Here is an 18,346-nt window from a genome sequence, read left to right as displayed (position 1 = left end):
CGGGGGCGGGGGTAAGTCGAAGCATGGGGCGGAAATGAGCATCGAAGCCGGACGGACGCCGACGGTGAGCGCCCTCCCCGTCCCGAGCCTGGACACGAGGCGAGATTCCGCCGAACGTCGGGGGACCCGTCGACAGTGGCAGACGATCCACACCAGGTGGTTGTGCCTGACCGACGTTGCGGTCGTGTGCGCCGTTCTCGCGCTCGCACAATGGGTTCGGATCGCATTCGGCGAGGTACCGGAAGCGGGCATCCCGGGTTCGATACTGCTGGGGGCCGCCGTCGCCGGATCCTGGCTGTTCGCGCTGTCGATCGCCGGTACCCGCAAGCCCACGGTGATCGGCAGGGGCGAAGAGGAATACCGCCTCGTCACGAGGGCGACGCTCCAATGCTTCGGCTTCATCGCGATTCTGTCGTTCCTCCTCGAATCGTTCGTGATCGACCTCGACGCGGTACGCGTCTACCTCGGTGTCGCATTGCCGCTCGGGCTGGCGGGACTGCTTCTCGGACGCCATCGGTGGCGGCGGGCGATCGGCAGACGGCGTGAACGCGGTGAATTCCGCACCTCGGTGCTCGTGATCGGCGGCGACCAAGCGGTCGAAGCGATGGTCGAATCCTTCACCCGCGACGCGGATTCCGGCTACCGGGTCGTCGGGGTGTGTACTCCCGGCTACAGCGGTGACCAGGCCCGAGCCCTGACCGTCGGCGGTCTCGATATCCCGGTTCTCGGTGGGGAATCCGATGTGCTGCGCGCCGTCGAACTCACCGGCGCGGACACCGTCGCGGTGGCCGCGAACGCGCAATGGGGCAACTCGGATCTCGCAGACCTCGCATGGGATCTCGAACCGTATCGGGTGGATCTGGTGGTTGCTCCGGGCGTCACCGATATCGCCTCTCCGCGGTTGTCGATGTACCCGGTGGGTGGTCTTCCCCTCGTTCACGTCGAGGAGCCTCAATACCGGGGGTCGAATCGGATGGCCAAGACGGTCTTCGATCTCGTGAGCGCGACTGTCGCCCTGCTCGCTTTCGCACCCGTCATGCTGGTGGTGGCGGCCCTGATCAAGATTCAGGATCGTGGGCCGGTCTTCTATCGTCAGGAACGGGTCGGGCTCAACGGCGCGACTTTCCGAATGTGGAAGTTCCGCTCGATGGTCACCGACGCCGACAAGATGGTCGACGTGATGCGCGACGAAGCCGACAGCGAGCGTGCGGTTTTCTACAAGTCGACATCCGATCCGCGGATCACGCCGGTCGGCCGGTTCATCCGGCGAACCAGCATCGACGAACTGCCGCAGTTGTTCAACGTGCTGAGCCGGGACATGAGTCTCGTCGGTCCGCGTCCCCTCACCGTGGGGGAAGGACGGGAGATCCCTCGGTTCGTCGACCGCCGAATGCTGGTGCGCCCGGGGATGACCGGGCTGTGGCAGGTATCCGGGCGGTCGAATCTTTCCGAAGCCGACCGTGTCCGGCTCGACCTGTTCTACGTGGCGAACTGGTCGATGGTGCAGGATCTGCTGATCGTCGCGAAAACAGTTCGCGCTGTGCTCGCGAGCGACGGAGCCTACTGACCCGGTGCGGGCAGCGGGACCGAGGCGTTGCGTACCGCTTCCGCGAACGCCGTCATCAGTTCGGGGCTCTTGATACCGCGACCGGACTCGATACCGCTGGAGACGTCGACGCCCCACGCCCCCGAGGTGGCGACTGCTCGCGCTACGTTCTCCGGGGTCAGCCCGCCCGCGAGAATCCATCGTCCCGGGGGTACGGCGCTGCGGTCCTGCCAGTCCCAGGTCACCCCGGCACCCGCGACCGCGCCGTCGACCAGGAGCAGATCGGCCCCGAGGTCCTGCGACACCGACGCGCCGGCGCCGTTGTTCACAGCGCGGATGACGGCCAGTCCCGCGTCGTGGAGAACGCGCACGTCGTCTGCCGAACGCAGGTCGTGGACCTGCACATGATCGAGATCGGCGGCGCGGGCTGTGGCGACGATGTCGTCCAGCGACATCTTCACGTAGACACCCACCGCGAGGATTCCGGCCGGCACCCGTGAGCGCAGTTTCGCCGCTTGCTCTGCGGAAACCCGGCGCGGACTGTCGGCGAAGACGAAACCGACTGCGTCGACGCCGAGGTCTACCGCCAGATCCACCGTGGTCTCGTCGCGCAGCCCGCACATCTTGATGAACGTCATCGCCTGCCTTCCGTCCTCATTCCCTTAGAGGATATGGGTACGGAGGAGGCGGATCGGAGCGGCTATGCCGCGAGAGCGACCGCCGAGCCGAGCGAGATGGCGACGCTGGCGCAACCGGGGCACAGGGGAGCCGGTTCGACGATCCAGCCGTTGGAGCGGGCAGCCGACGCGGCGGCGGTGTAGGTGTGCGCGACAGTCCGGTAGGAGTGGTCACAGCGGTCGCAGCGAAACGCCCAGCGCTGGGCACCGAGGTGCTCGGCGCGGTGCATCGCGTTCCCCTGCGTCGGGGTGACCATCCGGAGTTCCGTCTGCTGGCGCACAGGTCGGCACCTTTCTTCCTCTGCGCGCCTCGCGCGGTGCGGGCGCAACTTCTCCACCGCTGGATACCCGTTTCGGCGTCGACGAAATGAGGTCTGCGTCACATTTCGGACGGGTCTTCTGCGGGAGAGGCCTTATGTCCTGTACGACGAGGCAGGTCGATCGCCGTGTCGGGGCGTTCGCCTGCGTCGTCTGTCGCGGGGTTCTGGCGCATCTGGGTGAGCGCTACCAGGAATCCGAACGCGATCGTCACGTACACGCTGCCGGTCACGTGTTGCAGCAGCGCCCAGTCGAGTTCGCGACCGTCACCCGCCGGCAGCAGGTGGTGCGGTCCGATCAGGAAGATCGCGCCGACGCCGACGGCCACGGCGATACGTCGCCTGGTGGGGGCCCGCAGCACCTCGAACGCCAGGACCAGCAATGCGGGAGCGACCCAGACCCAATGGTGGGACCACGACACCGGGGACGCCAGCAGCACGGCGGCCGCGTTCGCCAGCAGTGCGAGCGCCAGTGCCCCGCGTGCGAGGGCGAGCCGGATGGCGACGATCGCCACCACCAGCATGATCGCGACGGCGCCGAGCCACAGTGCCGTCTCGAGCGGGTCGGGTGGAGCGAACCGTGCGACGACAGCCTTGAACGATTGGTTCCCGGCGTAGTACGCCGATCCGATTCGTCCCGTGTCCGGGAGGGTGTGCAGCCAGTATTTGGTGGACGCCTCGGGCATGAGGAGGTAGGCCGCCGCGGAAAAACCTGCTGCCGAGACAACGATGCGGACGCTGGTCCGCCAGTCGCGTGCGAGCAGGAACAACAGCAGGAATCCTGCGGGCGTCAGCTTGATGGCGGCGGCGAGCCCGATGAGTAGCCCTCGCGGCCACTTCGGCTTCACCGCCAGCACGTCGACGGCCACCAGCGCCATCAGGACCATATTGATCTGGCCGAAGCTGATGGTCTCCCGAACGGGCTCGAGTTGCAGGGCCACGGCCACGGCGACTGCGGTCACCATCCAGGAGGTGCCGGTGGAGAGACCGGGACGCACCCGGGCGAGCACCAGGCGCAGGGTCACCACGAGCGCTGCGACGGACACGGCGCCGAACACGAATTTGGCGAGCGTGACGGGGAGCACTGCGAGCGGTACGAACAGGACCGCGGAGAGCGGCGGGTAGGTGAACGGCAATCCGAAGTCGTCGACCACCGGCGGGATCGCGCCGTAGATGTCTCCGCCGTCGAGGAGCACCCGCGCTCCCATGCGGTAGACGAGCAGGTCGATGTAGTCGTTACCGACGAGGAATGCGATGGTCGAAGCGATCGAGAGAGCGAAGATCACCACCAGCGCGGTGGTGTGTGCGCGAAGGTCGAAGGAGAGTTCGGTGGGCGGGCGGTCGTCGTCTCGCTTCAGCCGTAAATATCGCACTCGATGACTTTACTGACCTTTGGTCGATCTTCGGGGAGCCTCAGTCGTCGATTCGGATGCCGAGGTGGGCGGCGAACAGACTCGACAGCGACACGGCCTGGTGTCCGGTCATCGTCGACCCCCGCAAACCGTCGAGATTCCGGATGATTCCGATCTCCAGTCCACGGAAATCGACGTGAGCGAGTGTGGCGCGATTGACGTCGAGTTCGCCGACCCGGCAGTCCTCGAAGGCCACCCGCGTCAGGTTCGCTTCGGCCAGGTCGAGTTCGTCGATGATGCAGCCGCGGAACAGCACGTCGCGCAGGTTCCCCGCGCGCAGGTTGATCAGGCTGATCTTGGAGTCGGTCACCATCACCGAGCGCAGCCCGGAGTCGTACAGGTCCATCGCTCCGATGCGGCTGCTGTCGATCTGCACGTTGTGCAGCGTGCTCCGTGACGCGGAGAACCTCGGGGCGTGCACATGCTCGATGCGGGTGTCGACCATTCGTGCGCTGGTGAAGTCGGCGTCGTCGATGGACACTCCGCTGAGTTCGCATTCGGACAACGTCACGCCGGCGAGGTTGCGTCCGGACAGGTCGGCGTCCGAGTAGCGCATGCGCTCGAAGGTGGTGTGTGCCGCCAGCGTGTCGGCGTCGCCCTCTTCGAGTTCGACGGCTCTGCGGCGGTCGATCTTGGGAGGTGTCGTCGTGTTCCTGGAGGCGCGCGTGCTCATGTCACCAGTGTCGCCGGTGCGCGACGCGCACCTTCCCGTACCCACCCGGTGACCGCTCGGGGGCCGTCTGATCTTTTCCGGCCCGTGGTCGAACCGGCCGACCGTTCGAACATATGATCGAACGGTGAGGTTGTATCGAATCCCGGCGGGTTGGGCTGAGCCCGCGCCCGCGCGCTGTCCCAACGGGCATCGGCTCGGCCCGAACCGGACCTTGGTCGGGTCGCAGGTGTGCGACTGCGGGGTGATGCACCGGACGCACGCATGCAGGGTGTGCAATGCCGTGGTCTACACGCCGCCGCTCGGGGATCGCTGTCGCGCGCGTGCATTCGACGAGCGGTGATCAGTGAATCCTTACACAACCCTGGACAAACGGATTTATCGTGGTCGCGGGAGGAAAGATGACGGCACTCGTAAGGCGAGGGGTGATCGCAACCGCGGGAGCGGGTGCGGTTCTGTTGCTGTTCACGCCGGTCGCCGCTGCGGCGGAACCCGGAGGAACGGCCGGCTCGAGTGCTATCGGAGTGGTCGAGATCGTGAGCTGGGCGATCGCGTTCCTGGCGAGCGCTCTCGGCATCGTGTGAGCAGGGAAGCCCCGCCAGCGAGAGAGGGGAGGAGCCGGCGGGGCCCTGCGCTGTATCTCCATGTGTGTCGGGGAGGACTTCTGGAGACACGGCCACTTGAATGTGGCCGTCGCGGAGTTTATGTCAGTTCTGCATACCCGGTCCAGTATCGAGATGAAACCGATACCCAAATCGGTTGCGGGCACATCGGATCGCGCTTTCGGGGGTGTTTCCGGGGGCAGTCGGCTAGCGGTGATTCCGCAGCGCCCGTGTCGGCACACTCACGTCTTCCTGCTGTGAGGGCAGGATCTGCTGCGGCATGGCGCGTGTCTCGTCGGGGTGGAGGTTGCGAGGTGCCGGTCGTGCCCGGCTCGCGCGTCGGCGACGGGTGCGCACTGTCGTCCGGAAACCCCACATCGAGATGACCACTGCCACCGCGGACAGGAGGTCGGCCTCGGTGAGTCCGTGGTCGGGGGTGACCGAGTACAGCACCCGTCCTTCGAGCATTCCGTTCATGAAGAACCAGAGCACGGCGGCAACGGCGGCGGCAAGACTCGACAGCATGTGGGGCCGCGCGAGGCACCACGTCGATGCCGCGAACAACGAGCACATGGCAACGAGCGAATAAAACAGGGCGTGCTGCACGGGGCCTCCCCCTCTCGTTGCCGACGGCAGTCTCCCACTGTACTGGGCAGCGTCCTCTCGGACTTCGCGTGGAGGTCCCCGGAAGCGGCCCGCGGCCCGATCGGGGAAGTGCTGCCGCGCAATTCGGCAGGTCCAGGACATCCGAAGGGTGTGGTGCAAGTCGCAGTTGCAGTCCGGTTACGGAACGGCGGGTGTGTCGGCGCTGTGCCGGTTCTGTCGGCGGCGGTGGCTGATGTTCGTGTGCGGCGGTGGGTGCGACCGTCGGTACGAGTCACCGGACCGAAGGCTCGGCCGGACGCCCGGTGCCGGAGCGTCTCGGTGGTGGCGAATACCGCAGCGCCACAGGAGAACCCGATACGACGACCGCATTTCCGGCAATTGCGCGAGCACGAGAAAGTTGCGTCACACGAGCGCGGAAGAGTTGTGCGAGAAGAAAGTACGGTGCCTCGACGTGAGGGGAATCCCGGAACCCGGGTGATGCGTTGCCCGACAGTGTTTCCGCATTTGGAGCATCACCCGGGCGCGGTGTTATCCTGTCTCGGTGTCGCGGCCGGCGTGCCGACGGGCCGCCCCGACGACCTCCTTGGGGGCGATGAAAATCCCCTCGGCTTCGACGCATATCCCGTCGGGTCCCGAAATGTGTCCGGTGACGAACGCCTTCCGGCCTTCCACCCGGTCCAGTTTCGCTTCACCGTGCAGGTCGCCGAGCGGGGCGAGGTTGCGGTACCGGAGTGTGAGCGTGCCCGTCATGCCGGGTGCACCGCCCACTCGTGCCGCGTCACCGAGCAGTTGGTCCAGGATGAGCGCGGACACTCCACCGTGGGTGTGTCCGGCCGGACCCTCGTAGCCGGCGTGCAGGTGGAAATCGGCCCACACGCGGCCGTCGGGATCCTTGTTGGTGCGGGGCAGTGGTGCGATCGCGTTGCGCAATCCGATCACGGCGTTGCCCCACACCCGGACGTTTCCGGTGTCGTTGAAGCGGGTCCCGAAGGCGTGGTCCTCTTTGCTGCGTCCGAGCAGTTCCAGCGCCGCGGCCAGGTGGTCGCGGGCCTGCCGGACTTCCTCGTCGCCGGCCTTCGTCTGTATGGCGAGCGGAATCAGTGCGCGCAGATCGTCGGCGAGAGGGCCGTACAACGCGGCCTGGCGTTCGATCTCGTCGTCGGAGAGTCCGTCGTTGACGTAGAGCCGGGCGGCAGCGTCGAATGCATCGGTCATCGTGGATCTCCGGGTTCGTGAGAGTCGGTCGCGGGTAGTCGACCGTGTTCCTGTCACGGGGTCAACCGGCGGTGCCGGTGTACGGGAACTTCGCGCATCCCGAGAGTGCCCGGAGAGGGAGGAACCCCGTCGGCGAACTCGAGGGGAGGGTGCCGACGGGGTCCGGCCGCCGCGCCAGAGGGGAGGAGGCGCGTGCAGCGTGTTGCGGGAAGGCAACTGCTCAACACGCTATACGCCGCCCGGTCCCGCTGCCAGGAAATGCAGGATGAGCGGCGGGGTGAATTCCGGGCTCCGGGAGGCGAAACCGGGTCTGCGTCGAAAGGAACTTGCGGGACCCGTAGACCCCACGGGGAGACAGGCGTGCCGTCGAGGGTGCACGATATAGCGATACCATCCGCCGTCCTCACGGGAGCAGGAATGCCGGCGAAGTCGTCCACCGATTCCCGCGACCGTAACGGTCTCGGAAGCATCGCGCTGGTGGCAGGCATCGTCGCTGCGCTCACCGCGTTCGTTCCGATCGTCGGCGACTTCGTTTCCATTCCCGCGGGCCTGCTCGCGGTGGTGTGCGGCTGGATCGGCCTCCTGCGGATCGAGAAGGGCCTGGCGACGAACTACGTCGAGACCGTGGTGGGCACAGTGCTCGGTACAGGTGCGTTGTTCGTGGTGTTCATCATCTACGCGGCCACCCACAGTTCGGGATGACCGCTCGGCGGTAAGTGCTCTTATCTGCGCGCGAAGTGGAGATGTGCTCCCGAAACAGCGCGCGCAGATCCCGATTCAGCGCGCAGATCCCGAGACCGGTCGACGTTGCAGGGTCACCGTCGTCAGCGCCAGCAGCTGGTCGTCGGCGCCGGCGTCGACGAGGCGCACGCTGATCACCGAGTGGTCTGCGCTGTCGCGGATCACCGTTCCGTACGACCGGGCGGGGCCCTGCCGCACCTGCGACAGGAAATGCATCTGGATGTCCGTCGCCACCAGATCGGGTCGCATCGCTTGGGCGGCGGATTCTGCGAGGAGCGCTTGGGCACCTCCCTGGATCGTGCCGATCATGTTGGCCACGAACGGGGTTCGGTCGAGTTCCAGGACACCTTCGGCCGCGTCGAGTGTGCGCATACCGAGGCGTTCGTAGATCGTGCCGTCGACGGGCTCGGCCGGGTACTCGCGGTCGATCCCCACCCATTCGCCGGGCGTGTAGTAGTCGGCGTCGGGCGCGGCCGTGCGCGGAAGCCGGGCGAAAGTGACCAATGCGCGGGCTGCGAGCACGGGGCCGTCCGGTCCGCCTTCGTCGAGCGCGGCGACGAGTGCGTCGAGGTCGGTCGTGCCCCGTGCGTCGTACACGTCCGCCGACACGTGGATCATCTTCTTGCCGATGCGGACGAGCTGGGCGTCGATGACGATCGGACCTTCGGTCAACCATCCGGTGGCGTGCAGGGTGAGGTCCTGGGTTGCGACCCAGTCCTGCCCGCAGGCCGCGAGCGCCGGACTCGACGTGACGATGTCGACGAGGGTGGTGAGTAGTCCCAGCGAGGCCGAGCCCGCTCCGGAGCAGAGTTTGTCGTCGAGCACGGAGCGCATGACCGCGCGTTCCTTCGTGACGAGGCGGGAGAGCAGACCGAAGTCGGACGAGAAGGTGAGCCGACTCATCACCAACAGGGACGAACCATCGCTAGAAACCTCATTCTCGTTCATGAGAATCATATTGCCATCAAAGGCGGGTCCGGCGCTATTGCGTCATCCTGCCACGGGCGTACTCTGCAATTCTGCATCGGCGCATGCACACATGACGGGAGCCGGAGTGGCCGAAAGCCTGCGCGCTCGGCCGGGTCGTTCGGGACAACCACACGAGCGACGGGCCTACACCTTGGTAGGTACCGTGCGCGTCCCCCACGTCTTCATCAGCCCGACCCGCCAGATCGTTCGACGGCTCGGGTACGCGACCATCGTGCTCGCCGTGGCGGTCGTGGTGGTGTATCTCGGGCGGAGCGGGTTCCGCGACGTCCAGGGCAACCCGATGTCCTTCTTGGACTGCGTCTACTACGCGAGTGTGTCGCTCTCGACCACGGGCTACGGTGACATCACGCCCTTCACTCCCGGTGCCCGGGCACTCAACGCGTTGGTCATCACCCCGCTGCGCATCCTCTTCCTGATCATTCTGGTCGGCACCACGTTGGCCGCCCTGACGGAGAATTCGCGGCAGGCCTATCGCATTCAGCGGTGGCGCCGACGCGTGCGCAACCACTACGTCGTGGTCGGTTACGGCACCAAGGGACGGACAGCCGTCGACGCGATGATCAGCGACGGGATCGCGCAGTCGGAGATCGTCGTGGTGGACACCGATCGGTCGGTCCTCGAGGTTGCCGGCCGCCAGGGCCTGGTGACCGTCCAGGGCACCGCGAGCCGCTCGGACGTGCTGCGTCTGGCCGGAGTACCACGCGCCACGGCGATCATCATCGCGGCCGACCGCGACGACACCGCCGTCCTGATCACCCTCACCGCCCGCGAGTTGTCCGACACCGCCCGCATCGTCGTCTCCGCGCGCGAGGTGGAGAACACGCATCTGTTGCGACAGTCCGGCGCCGACACCGTGGTCGTCTCGGCCGAAACCGCGGGACGGTTGCTCGGCGTCGCCAGAACCACCCCCAACGTCGTGGAAATGATCGACGACCTACTCACCCCCGAAGCAGGATTCGCAATGGCCGAACGGAGTATCGAACCCGAGGAGGCAGGATTGTCGCCTCGGCGTCTGCACGACCTCGTGGTGGGCATCGAGCGCGACGGGCGGCTTCTGCGCGTCGGTACGGCCGATGTCGACGTCCTGCGCGGCGGCGACCGCCTGTTGTATCTGCGTCATGTCACCGGCTGACAACGCCCGCAGCGTGACGAACCTCCACAACGCACCGTCCGGCGCCGCGAAGCGGGTCCTGCTGGGCCGGCCGCTGCGCAGCGACACGCTCGGCCACACGTTGTTGCCCAAACGAATTGCGTTGCCGGTCTTCGCCTCCGACGCGCTGTCTTCGGTCGCGTATGCGCCGGAGGAGATCTTCCTCGTCCTGTCCATCGCCGGCCTGTCGGCGTACGCGTTCTCGTCGTGGATCGGCATCGCCGTCGCGCTGGTGATGGTCGTGGTGGTCATGAGTTACCGGCAGAACGTGCACGCCTACCCGTCCGGGGGCGGTGATTACGAGGTTGCGACGAAGAACCTCGGGGTCGCGGCCGGGCTGACGGTGGGGAGCGCGCTGATCGTCGACTACGTGCTGACGGTCGCGGTGTCGATTTCCTCTGCCGCGCAGAACATCGGTTCGGCCATTCCGTTCATCGACCACCACAAGGTGCTCTTCGCGATGGCCGCGATCGTGATCCTGACCGCGATCAACCTGCGGGGTCTGCGCGAAGCCGGGGTGGCGTTCGCGATTCCCGCGTACGCCTTCATCTTCTGCCTCGGCGGGATGGTGGTGTGGGGGCTGATCCGGATCTTCGTCCTCCGCGACGACCTGCGCGCGCCGTCGGCGGGTTTCGAACTGCGAGCGGAACAGTCGCATCTCGCGGGGCTGGCTTTCGTATTCCTGATCGCGCGGGCGTTCTCGTCCGGGTGTGCCGCGCTGACCGGTGTGGAAGCGATCAGCAACGGCGTCCCGGCGTTCCGGAAACCGAAATCGCGCAACGCCGCGACCACACTGCTCATGCTGGGCGCCATCGCGATCACCCTGTTCATGGGCATCATCGTCCTCGCCGAGCGGCTGGGCGTGGTGATCGCGGAGAACCCCGCGACGCAACTCGTCGGCGCACCCGAGGGCTACCGGCAGAAGACGATGGTCGCGCAGATCGCCGAGACGGTGTTCGCGGGGTTCCCGGTGGGCTTCTATCTCGTCACCGGGGTGACCGCATTGATCCTGGTGCTCGCCGCCAATACCGCCTTCAACGGGTTTCCGGTGCTGGCGTCGGTACTCGCACAGGACCGGCATCTCCCGAGCCAACTGCGCACCCGCGGCGACCGGCTGGCGTTCAGCAACGGAATCGTCCTGCTCGCCGGCGCGGCCATCGCCCTCGTGTGGGCATTCGACGCAGAGGTCACCCGCCTCGTCCAGCTCTACATCGTCGGGGTGTTCGTCTCGTTCACGCTCAGCCAGACAGGGATGATCAAACACTGGACGCGGAATCTGGCGACGGAAACCGATCCCCAGGAGCGACGACGGATGCAGCGCTCCCGGATCGTGAACTCGGTCGGCCTCGCGATGACCGCGACGGTCCTCGTGATCGTGTTGATCACCAAGTTCGCTGCGGGAGCCTGGATTGCGATCGTCGCGATGGTGGTCGTCTTCGTGGTGATGCGGGCGATCCACCGCCACTACGCGCAGGTTGCGGTGGAACTCGAGCGCGGCCAGTGGGACGGGGTACTGCCGAGCCGTACACATTCGATCGTGCTGGTGTCGAAGCTGCACCGGCCGACACTGCGCGCTCTCGCCTACGCCCGCGCGACCCATCCCGACACCCTCGAGGCAGTCACCGTCAACGTCGACGACGAGGAGACGCGGCAACTCGTCCGGGAATGGGAAGCGAGCGACGTCGATGTGCCGCTCAAGGTCATCGAGTCGCCGTACCGGGAGATCACCCGGCCCGTACTCGACTACGTCAAGCGGCGGCGAGGCGCGTCACCCCGGGAAGTGGTCACCGTGTTCGTACCCGAGTACGTCACCGGATACTGGTGGGAAGAGTTGCTGCACAACCAGAGTGCGCTGCGCATCAAGAGCCGGCTGTTGTTCCAGCCCGGTGTCATGGTCACGAGTGTGCCGTGGCAGTTGCGGTCGTCGAGGCGGGTACCCCACGACCGCAACTGACCGACGCCCTCACACGCGCGCAGGTTGCAGTGTCTCTCTCAGTACGGCGGCGAATCCCTCGGGTTCGCCGGGCATTCCGTACTCGTCACCGAGGAAGCCGCCGTGGCCTCCGGGGAACCACGTCACGTCCTTTCCGAGCCGTGCCGCGAGCGCTGCGCCGCCCCGCGCTGCCATCTCTTCCGCGGAGCCGCGACCGGCTGCCGGGACGATCCGGGTGGACGCGGCGGCCAGAGCACTGAAATCCGGTTCGTACCCGGTGCACGACAATATGTTCTGGCCCACCACCGGGTCTTCGCGCGCGCCGTCGTCTTCGGTGGGCAGGCCGAAGGCCGCGGGATCGGGCGCGGGTGCGTCGAAGTACGCGTCGGACAGTTCGCCCTTCCATCCGACGAGGGTGATGAACTTCGCCATTGCCGGGCCCTGCCCGCTCCGCAAGTAGGTGTCGTGGATGTCGGTGCATGCCGCCAGCATCATGTCGCGGTCCGGGAGGATCTTCGCGATGGGCGGTTCGTGGGCGACGAGGGTGCGTACGCGCTCGGGATTGCCCGACACAAGTTCCAGGGCGTTCACGGCGCCGCCGCTGGTCGCGAACAGGTCGACCGGACCGGTGCCGAGCGTGCCGATCAGCGTCACCAGGTCGTCGGCGTGCAGGCGCGGCGTCGATTCGATCGTGGTGTCGGTGCGCACGCCACGGCCGGTGCCGCGCGGATCGTAGGTCACCACCGTCCGGTCGGTGAAGTACGACGCCAGAGTGCCGAATGCGTCGGCGGTCATCGGGGAGGCCGCGAGTATCAGCGTCGGGTACTGCCGGTCGCCGGAGGGCTCGCGCACGTCGTAGACGAGCGATGCTCCGGGGACCTCGAGCGTGCGGGTGTCGGGCTGGGACATGGTGGCTCCTTCGATCCGGATGTACCCGTATCGACTCGGGCCCGCCCGGAAACTCATCGAGGTGTTCGGTTCCTCTATGCCGTGCGTTCGCCTGCCGGGGAAGCCGCTGCCGTGGCGAGGATATGCGCAAGATCGCCGGGGCGGCTCCACATGGGCCAATGCCCGGTCGGGAGGTCGACGAGGTCGACACGTTCGAGTTTCGACACCTCGGCGAACATGGGATTGCCCGCCCGAGCCAACTCCATGACCTGCGCGCTCGGGATCGAAGAGCACACCAGAGTGGTCGGGACCGCCAGACGCGCATCGTTGGTGAGCGTCACCTGCCCGCGCAACACGAGACCTGGCTCCGGAACGGCCCTGGCTCGAAAGCGTTCGAGAGCCTCGGTGCTCAGACCCTCGAGGCTGGCCTGCTGCCCGAGCGCCTCGAAGGGCGGCAGGGGAAACTCGTTCAGATCCTCGGGCGCATCCGGGGCGAAGACACTGCCGGACGCGACGGGCCCACTGTCGACCCACACCACTCGGCGGACGAGCTCAGGATGCCGATCGAGCACCAGGCTTACCGGCGCGTTGGCTCCGCTGTGCGCCACGATCACTACCGGCTGGACCTCGGAAGCCCCAGCCCGGATCATGGTCTGTTCGATCGCGGCCGCCTGGTCGTCGAGCGTCCTGGACGCCCGCTCGGCGTCCCGCTCATCGAGGCCGGGAAGCGTCATCGGGATGGTTCGCCGGCCGTCGGCGCTCAGGTGTTCCAGCACCTCGTCCCAGGCCCATGCCCCCAGCCAATGGCCTGCGATCAAGATGATGGTCGGGCTACTCGCATTGTTCGTCACACCACGATGCTCTCGCGCCTCCACGACAACGGTATGTCACCATTTTTGACATGAATTTCGGCAGGGTCGGAAGATGAAGAGAGCGGAGCGGCTCCACGCCCTGTCCGAGATGCTGCGACGCAGCGGACCGCGTGGATGCACTGCCGACCGACTGGCACAGGAGTTCGGCGTGTCCGTGCGGACGGTGAAGCGAGATCTCACGGCGCTCGAAAACAGTGGCGCGCCGATCTGGTCTCGCCCGGGTCCCGGTGGTGGCTACGGGCTGGTCGCCCGAGGCACACTGCCGCCGGTCAGCTTGACGCCGGTGCAGGCGGTGGCGCTGCTCGCGGCAGTCTCTGCTGCACCCGATGCCCCCTACGCCGACCTCGCCTTGGCGGGCGTTCGGAAGATTATGGACGTACTCGATCCGCAGACCCGGATGAAGGCCGACGAGTTGTCCGGTCGCGTCTGGGTCGACGCACCGCATCCTCCTCCTCGCGCGATCAAGTCGGCGCTCGAGGAGGGGATGGCCGAGCAACGGGTGGTGCGTATCCGCTACACCTCGGGTGACGGCACCACGACCACCCGGGACGTCGAACCGGCGATGTTCGCATCCAGGAACGGTCAGTGGTACCTGATCGGGTGGTGCAGGCTGCGCAGCAGTATGCGGTGGTTCCTCGTGTCCCGCATCGAGCGCGCCAGTGCAACCAAGATTGCCTGCACCGGACACGGCATCGACGAGATCGGAATACCCCCTGCGACAGCAAGTCCCGTGAACGGCCGAGGTGAGTGAGGCGGGAGCGGCGCCCGTTCGGTACAGCTAGGACCGGGGAGCGTTCTGCGCGCGTCCCCGTCCGATGACACCGTCACGGCGCTCGGCGACACGTTCCGGCGTGAAGGTCTCCCTCCACTGCCGCGACGTCTCGTTCTCCGCCTGAAGCGCGGGCACCACCACATGCTCCTCAGCGCTGCGATAGGACGCGAGCAAGGTGCGGACACCGGACCGGTCGTTGCCGGCGACAGTCGTCGCGAGGGCGAGTGCGGCGTCGAGCAGCGTGTCGTGTTCCACGACTTCGGTCACCAACCCGACGCGCAGTGCGGTTTCGGCGTCGACGAAATTGCCGGACAGACTCATTCGGCGTGCGAACGCTCCGCCGACCGCCGCGGGCAGTCGCGCCGTCAGGCCCCAACCCGGCAGGACGCCGACGCGCGCGTGGGTGTCCGCGAAGCGTGCCCGTTCGGAGGCGATGAGGAAGTCGCAGGCAAGGGCCATCTCGAGGCCGCCCGTGATAGCGGCTCCGTTGATCGCGCCGATGACCGGTTTCGTGAGTGGACGCCACGGATGCCCGAGGGGAATCCCCTCGCCGCTGAGTCGTCCGAGGTTGCCGCCGGACGCCCCGAGTTCCTGTAGGTCCAGTCCCGCACAGAATGCCGGGTCCGTGCCGGTGAGGATCACGACGTCGGTCTCTTCGTCGGCGTCCGCCGCGGCGAGTTCGGCACGCAGCATGTCGATCAGGGCCGAACTCAGGGCATTGCGCTGCTGTGGACGGTTGAAGGTGAGTACCCGGACGGGTCCGTGTTGCTCGGTGAGCAGGATGGGCTCGGTCATGGCGTTCCTCTGTCGGGACGGGTTCTGCAGACCCTGCGGAGTGTAATGACAGCCGACCGTGCATTCGGTCGCTCCGGCCGGCCGTTCCACTGGGCTGAATCGTTGTGGCCGCCGCCACAGTGCGGTTCCTATTGTCGGGGCCATCCGAGGAAGGGAAACGTCCCCATGCAGTCGCTCGCCTGTCGCACCTGCGACGCCCGCGTGCACGTCGCCAAGTACAGCCCCGCTCACACGAGCATCGAGTGGACCGACTCCGCCCGCGAGGCATGCCGTGAGCTCGCCGCTGCGCGCGCACTCGACCCTGCGGCGTATGTGATGCGTTGTGCCGCACTCGATCGCACGATCGACGAGGCGGTGTCGGAAGGCAGGATTGCGGCGACGACCAGGGTTGAGCCGACCGTCCGGCCCCTCGCTTCCGAGGACACCGTCACCGCAGGCCGGTGACCGTGCGCGTCAGGTCCCGTTCGCTTCGCCCGTAGAACTCTGGGAGACAAGTATGACCGTCCAGCAGGATCACATCGAGATCCGCAACATCGACACCGGCACAAATCCCACCCGCTTCGCCCGTGGGTGGCACTGCATCGGCCTCGCGAAGTCGTTCCGCGACGGAAAGCCGCACCAGGTCAAGGTGTTCGGCACCGACCTGGTCGTGTTCGCCGACACCTCCGGAACCCTGCACGTGCTCGACTCGTACTGCCGGCACATGGGTGGCAATCTCGCTCGTGGCGAGATCAAGGGCGACACCATCTCGTGCCCGTTCCACGACTGGCGCTGGAACGGTCAGGGCCGGTGTGTGGAAGTGCCCTACGCTCGCCGTACCCCGAAGGTCGCCCGCACCAAGAAGTGGACGACGATGGAGCGTAACGGCGTCCTGTTCGTGTGGAACTGCCCGCAGGGCACGGAACCGACCCCGGAACTCGCGATCCCCGAGATCGAGGGGTACGAGGACGGTCAGTGGTCCGAGTGGACGTGGACGACCATCCACGTGGAAGGTTCGCACTGCCGTGAGATCGTCGACAACGTGGTCGACATGGCCCACTTTTTCTACGTGCACTTCCAGATGCCCGAATACTTCAAGAACGTCTTCGACGGCCATATCGCCGGCCAGCACATGCGTTCGTACGGGCGCGACGACATCAAGACCGGCGTCCAGATGGATCTTCCCGAGGCGCAGACGATCTCGGACGCGTTCTACTACGGTCCGTCCTTCATGCTCGACACGATCTACACCGTGTCCGAAGGCAAGACCATCGAGTCCAAGCTCATCAACTGCCACTACCCTGTGACGTCGAACTCGTTCGTGCTCCAGTTCGGCACGATCGTCAAGAAGATCGACGGCATGACCGACGAGCAGATGTCCGAGATGGCGACGCTCTTCACCGACGGTCTCGAGGAGCAGTTCCAGCAGGACATCGAGATCTGGAAGCACAAGACGCGCATCGAGAACCCGCTCCTCACCGAGGAAGACGGCCCGGTCTACCAGCTTCGCCGCTGGTACAGCCAGTTCTACGTCGACGTCGAAGATGTCACTCCGGACATGACCCAGCGCTTCGAGTTCGAGGTGGACACCAGTCGTGCGCTCGAGTCGTGGCACAAGGAGGTCGAGGAAAACCTCGCTTCGACCGGCGAGTGAATCGACGAGCCGTCCCACCTCACGAGGGTGGGGCGGCTCAGTCGTCCCGGCGGCGTAGTCCGTCGACGAACACCGATATCACGGTGCGGGCGAGATCTGCCGTCGTCTGCTCGGGTCCGGGCCGGAACCAGCGGGACGCGTGCCAGACGGCGTCGTAGAGCAGTTCCCGGAACGTCTCGGGATCGATATCGGTACGAAAGATGCCGTCGGCGATGCCCTCCGCGATCGTGTCCCGCCATGCCACCTGCATGGAATCCGCCGTCTCGACCATGTCGGCTTCGACCACTCGTTCGCGCATGTATTCACCTTCACGCCGCCAGATCGACGTGGCGCCGTGATAGTCCTCGCTGGTCGACAAGGCTATCTCGGCGAGTGCCTCGAGCCGTTCGACGGGCGCCAGCGACCGTGCCATCACCTCGGTGCACCGCGCGGTGAGGTCGTCGAGGTATTCGCGGATCAACTCGGTGACGATCGCTTCCTTGGACGGGAAGTAGTGGTAGAGCGCTCCCGAGTACACGCCGACGGCTTCGGCGATGTCGCGAATTGTGGTCGCGGTGACGCCTTTTCGCGCGAAGATTTCGGCAGATCGGTCGAGGATCTGCCGTTTACGTTCCTGTGGATCCACTGCGAGCCTCCTGGCGTCCGGCACCGGTGTACCTCGGGAGGCATTGTTCCACAGCCATTGATCGTTCGATCAATGGACTCGCTCTCATCCCCACGCACCAGGAGTATGTATGAACACCTCGCTCATGGGCGTGCCGGTCCCGAACTCCACGCTGGAAGGCGGCACCGCAATTGTCACGGGCGCCGGCCAGGGGATCGGCCGAGGTATCGCTCTCGCCCTCGCGGCGGCCGGTGCGCATGTTGCCGTGGTGGGCCGTTCGGCCGGCCCGATCCAGGCGGTCGCCGACGAGATCACCCGGCGCGGTGGCGTCGCGCGTCCCTACGTATGCGATGTGACGGATCCTGTTGCGGTGGAGCGTCTCGTTCCCGCCGTCGCCGAACAGTTCGGCGCAATCACCGTGCTCGTCAACAATGCGCAGACGGCCGCGCCCGGATCGCTGCTCGAACTCGACGAAGCGACCTACCGTGAAGCTTTGGAGTCGGGGCCGACCGCGACGTGGCGACTCATGCGCGTGTGCCATCCGTATCTGCGTGGCCACGGGGCCATCGTCAATCTGGGGTCCGCCGCGGGCATCCGGTGGAACCCGTCTGGCACTGGTGGCTATGCCGCCGCCAAGGAGGCGATCCGCGTCCTGACCCGTACCGCAGCGTGTGAATGGGCAGGGGACGGAATCCGCGTCAACGCTATTCTGCCCCTCGCTGATTCGAAGCCGATGCAGGAGTGGGCCCGCGCCGATCCAGACGCCGCCGCCGGGTATCTGGACACCGTGCCCCTCGGCAGGCTCGGCGGCCCGGAAACCGATATCGGCCCCGCGGTGGTGTTCCTGTGCAGCGACGCCGCGCGGTACATCACCGGTCACACGATGCCGGTCGACGGAGGCCAAGCGCTGGTTCGATGACGGC

At 66.5% G+C, this 18,346-nt stretch carries 20 protein-coding genes; 9 read left to right on the top strand and 11 right to left on the bottom strand.

What is annotated here, in order from left to right:
* The first annotated feature begins 34 nt into the window (after positions 1–34).
* Positions 35–1,567 (top strand): sugar transferase, encoded by a 1,533-nt coding sequence (locus AC0B44_RS08775; RefSeq protein WP_471902500.1) that lies wholly within the window; start codon positions 35–37, stop codon positions 1,565–1,567.
* On the opposite strand, the gene AC0B44_RS08770 is transcribed toward AC0B44_RS08775, so the two are convergent.
* From AC0B44_RS08770 to AC0B44_RS08755, 4 genes are all read right to left on the bottom strand, one after another.
* Positions 1,561–2,184, bottom strand: a complete 624-nt coding sequence (locus AC0B44_RS08770; RefSeq protein WP_471902499.1) for a phosphoribosylanthranilate isomerase — start codon at positions 2,182–2,184, stop codon at positions 1,561–1,563. The genes AC0B44_RS08775 and AC0B44_RS08770 overlap by 7 nt on opposite strands.
* Positions 2,185–2,246: 62 nt before the next feature.
* Positions 2,247–2,504: a hypothetical protein gene (locus AC0B44_RS08765; RefSeq protein ID WP_471902498.1), complete on the bottom strand. Its 258-nt coding sequence runs from the start codon at positions 2,502–2,504 to the stop codon at positions 2,247–2,249.
* A 98-nt stretch (positions 2,505–2,602) separates the two neighbouring features.
* Complete coding sequence (locus AC0B44_RS08760) at positions 2,603–3,913, bottom strand: glycosyltransferase 87 family protein (protein ID WP_471902497.1); 1,311 nt, start codon at positions 3,911–3,913, stop codon at positions 2,603–2,605.
* Between the two features lie 40 nt (positions 3,914–3,953).
* Positions 3,954–4,625, bottom strand: coding sequence for a pentapeptide repeat-containing protein (locus AC0B44_RS08755; protein WP_471902496.1), 672 nt, complete (start codon positions 4,623–4,625; stop codon positions 3,954–3,956).
* 398 nt (positions 4,626–5,023) lie between these two features.
* Here AC0B44_RS08755 and AC0B44_RS08750 point away from each other — a divergent pair, with 398 nt between their 5' ends.
* Positions 5,024–5,206 carry a hypothetical protein gene (locus tag AC0B44_RS08750; RefSeq protein ID WP_471902495.1) on the top strand — a complete coding sequence of 61 codons (183 nt, stop codon included), beginning with the start codon at positions 5,024–5,026 and terminating at the stop codon, positions 5,204–5,206.
* 225 nt (positions 5,207–5,431) lie between these two features.
* Here AC0B44_RS08750 and AC0B44_RS08745 read toward each other — a convergent pair whose 3' ends face one another.
* Both AC0B44_RS08745 and AC0B44_RS08740 read right to left on the bottom strand, forming a co-directional pair.
* Positions 5,432–5,830 carry a hypothetical protein gene (locus AC0B44_RS08745; RefSeq protein WP_471902494.1) on the bottom strand — a complete coding sequence of 133 codons (399 nt, stop codon included), beginning with the start codon at positions 5,828–5,830 and terminating at the stop codon, positions 5,432–5,434.
* A gap of 528 nt (positions 5,831–6,358) precedes the next feature.
* The gene (locus AC0B44_RS08740) at positions 6,359–7,045 is read right to left on the bottom strand and encodes a PaaI family thioesterase (RefSeq protein ID WP_471902493.1); all 687 of its coding nucleotides are present in this window, start codon (positions 7,043–7,045) and stop codon (positions 6,359–6,361) included.
* A 417-nt stretch (positions 7,046–7,462) separates the two neighbouring features.
* Between AC0B44_RS08740 and AC0B44_RS08735 the strand changes: the two genes are divergently transcribed.
* Complete coding sequence (locus tag AC0B44_RS08735; RefSeq protein WP_471902492.1) at positions 7,463–7,747, top strand: hypothetical protein; 285 nt, start codon at positions 7,463–7,465, stop codon at positions 7,745–7,747.
* Positions 7,748–7,822: 75 nt separating this feature from the next.
* Here AC0B44_RS08735 and AC0B44_RS08730 read toward each other — a convergent pair whose 3' ends face one another.
* Positions 7,823–8,689 (bottom strand): PaaI family thioesterase, encoded by an 867-nt coding sequence (locus tag AC0B44_RS08730; protein ID WP_471902491.1) that lies wholly within the window; start codon positions 8,687–8,689, stop codon positions 7,823–7,825.
* Between the two features lie 151 nt (positions 8,690–8,840).
* Between AC0B44_RS08730 and AC0B44_RS08725 the strand changes: the two genes are divergently transcribed.
* Together AC0B44_RS08725 and AC0B44_RS08720 are read left to right on the top strand one after the other, a co-directional pair.
* Complete coding sequence (locus AC0B44_RS08725; RefSeq protein ID WP_471902537.1) at positions 8,841–9,908, top strand: potassium channel family protein; 1,068 nt, start codon at positions 8,841–8,843, stop codon at positions 9,906–9,908.
* On the top strand, positions 9,895–11,880 hold the full coding sequence (locus AC0B44_RS08720; protein WP_471902490.1) for an APC family permease: 1,986 nt from the start codon (positions 9,895–9,897) through the stop codon (positions 11,878–11,880). The genes AC0B44_RS08725 and AC0B44_RS08720 overlap by 14 nt, the downstream gene beginning before the upstream one ends.
* Positions 11,881–11,889: 9 nt before the next feature.
* On the opposite strand, the gene AC0B44_RS08715 is transcribed toward AC0B44_RS08720, so the two are convergent.
* Positions 11,890–12,768: an alpha/beta fold hydrolase gene (locus AC0B44_RS08715; RefSeq protein WP_471902489.1), complete on the bottom strand. Its 879-nt coding sequence runs from the start codon at positions 12,766–12,768 to the stop codon at positions 11,890–11,892.
* Between the two features lie 74 nt (positions 12,769–12,842).
* A complete protein-coding gene (locus AC0B44_RS08710; protein ID WP_471902488.1) occupies positions 12,843–13,598 on the bottom strand; it encodes an alpha/beta fold hydrolase in 756 nt (251 codons plus the stop codon).
* 73 nt (positions 13,599–13,671) lie between these two features.
* Between AC0B44_RS08710 and AC0B44_RS08705 the strand changes: the two genes are divergently transcribed.
* Positions 13,672–14,370: a helix-turn-helix transcriptional regulator gene (locus AC0B44_RS08705; protein WP_471902487.1), complete on the top strand. Its 699-nt coding sequence runs from the start codon at positions 13,672–13,674 to the stop codon at positions 14,368–14,370.
* Between the two features lie 27 nt (positions 14,371–14,397).
* Here the strand turns inward: AC0B44_RS08705 and AC0B44_RS08700 are convergent, their stop codons facing one another.
* Positions 14,398–15,186 carry an enoyl-CoA hydratase gene (locus tag AC0B44_RS08700; protein WP_471902486.1) on the bottom strand — a complete coding sequence of 263 codons (789 nt, stop codon included), beginning with the start codon at positions 15,184–15,186 and terminating at the stop codon, positions 14,398–14,400.
* Positions 15,187–15,351: 165 nt separating this feature from the next.
* Between AC0B44_RS08700 and AC0B44_RS08695 the strand changes: the two genes are divergently transcribed.
* Both AC0B44_RS08695 and AC0B44_RS08690 read left to right on the top strand, forming a co-directional pair.
* Complete coding sequence (locus tag AC0B44_RS08695; RefSeq protein ID WP_471902485.1) at positions 15,352–15,630, top strand: hypothetical protein; 279 nt, start codon at positions 15,352–15,354, stop codon at positions 15,628–15,630.
* A gap of 52 nt (positions 15,631–15,682) precedes the next feature.
* Positions 15,683–16,819: a Rieske 2Fe-2S domain-containing protein gene (locus AC0B44_RS08690; protein ID WP_471902484.1), complete on the top strand. Its 1,137-nt coding sequence runs from the start codon at positions 15,683–15,685 to the stop codon at positions 16,817–16,819.
* Positions 16,820–16,856: 37 nt separating this feature from the next.
* On the opposite strand, the gene AC0B44_RS08685 is transcribed toward AC0B44_RS08690, so the two are convergent.
* Positions 16,857–17,444 (bottom strand): TetR/AcrR family transcriptional regulator, encoded by a 588-nt coding sequence (locus tag AC0B44_RS08685; protein ID WP_471902483.1) that lies wholly within the window; start codon positions 17,442–17,444, stop codon positions 16,857–16,859.
* A 109-nt stretch (positions 17,445–17,553) separates the two neighbouring features.
* Here AC0B44_RS08685 and AC0B44_RS08680 point away from each other — a divergent pair, with 109 nt between their 5' ends.
* On the top strand, positions 17,554–18,342 hold the full coding sequence (locus AC0B44_RS08680; protein WP_471902482.1) for an SDR family NAD(P)-dependent oxidoreductase: 789 nt from the start codon (positions 17,554–17,556) through the stop codon (positions 18,340–18,342).
* The last annotated feature ends 4 nt before the right edge of the window (positions 18,343–18,346 follow it).

The sequence above is a fragment of the Rhodococcus sp. NPDC019050 genome (genome assembly GCF_055664235.1).
This window is presented reverse-complemented; position numbering and strand designations above follow the sequence as displayed.

Coding starts and splice junctions, on each gene's coding strand:
- AC0B44_RS08775 (WP_471902500.1), top strand. CDS start 35: ATGAGCATCGAAGCCGGACGGACGCCGACGGTGAGCGCCCTCCCCGTC.
- AC0B44_RS08770 (WP_471902499.1), bottom strand. CDS start 2,184: ATGACGTTCATCAAGATGTGCGGGCTGCGCGACGAGACCACGGTGGAT.
- AC0B44_RS08755 (WP_471902496.1), bottom strand. CDS start 4,625: ATGAGCACGCGCGCCTCCAGGAACACGACGACACCTCCCAAGATCGAC.
- AC0B44_RS08750 (WP_471902495.1), top strand. CDS start 5,024: ATGACGGCACTCGTAAGGCGAGGGGTGATCGCAACCGCGGGAGCGGGT.
- AC0B44_RS08740 (WP_471902493.1), bottom strand. CDS start 7,045: ATGACCGATGCATTCGACGCTGCCGCCCGGCTCTACGTCAACGACGGA.
- AC0B44_RS08735 (WP_471902492.1), top strand. CDS start 7,463: ATGCCGGCGAAGTCGTCCACCGATTCCCGCGACCGTAACGGTCTCGGA.
- AC0B44_RS08730 (WP_471902491.1), bottom strand. CDS start 8,689: ATGAGTCGGCTCACCTTCTCGTCCGACTTCGGTCTGCTCTCCCGCCTC.
- AC0B44_RS08720 (WP_471902490.1), top strand. CDS start 9,895: ATGTCACCGGCTGACAACGCCCGCAGCGTGACGAACCTCCACAACGCA.
- AC0B44_RS08715 (WP_471902489.1), bottom strand. CDS start 12,768: ATGTCCCAGCCCGACACCCGCACGCTCGAGGTCCCCGGAGCATCGCTC.
- AC0B44_RS08705 (WP_471902487.1), top strand. CDS start 13,672: ATGAAGAGAGCGGAGCGGCTCCACGCCCTGTCCGAGATGCTGCGACGC.
- AC0B44_RS08700 (WP_471902486.1), bottom strand. CDS start 15,186: ATGACCGAGCCCATCCTGCTCACCGAGCAACACGGACCCGTCCGGGTA.
- AC0B44_RS08695 (WP_471902485.1), top strand. CDS start 15,352: ATGCAGTCGCTCGCCTGTCGCACCTGCGACGCCCGCGTGCACGTCGCC.
- AC0B44_RS08690 (WP_471902484.1), top strand. CDS start 15,683: ATGACCGTCCAGCAGGATCACATCGAGATCCGCAACATCGACACCGGC.
- AC0B44_RS08680 (WP_471902482.1), top strand. CDS start 17,554: ATGAACACCTCGCTCATGGGCGTGCCGGTCCCGAACTCCACGCTGGAA.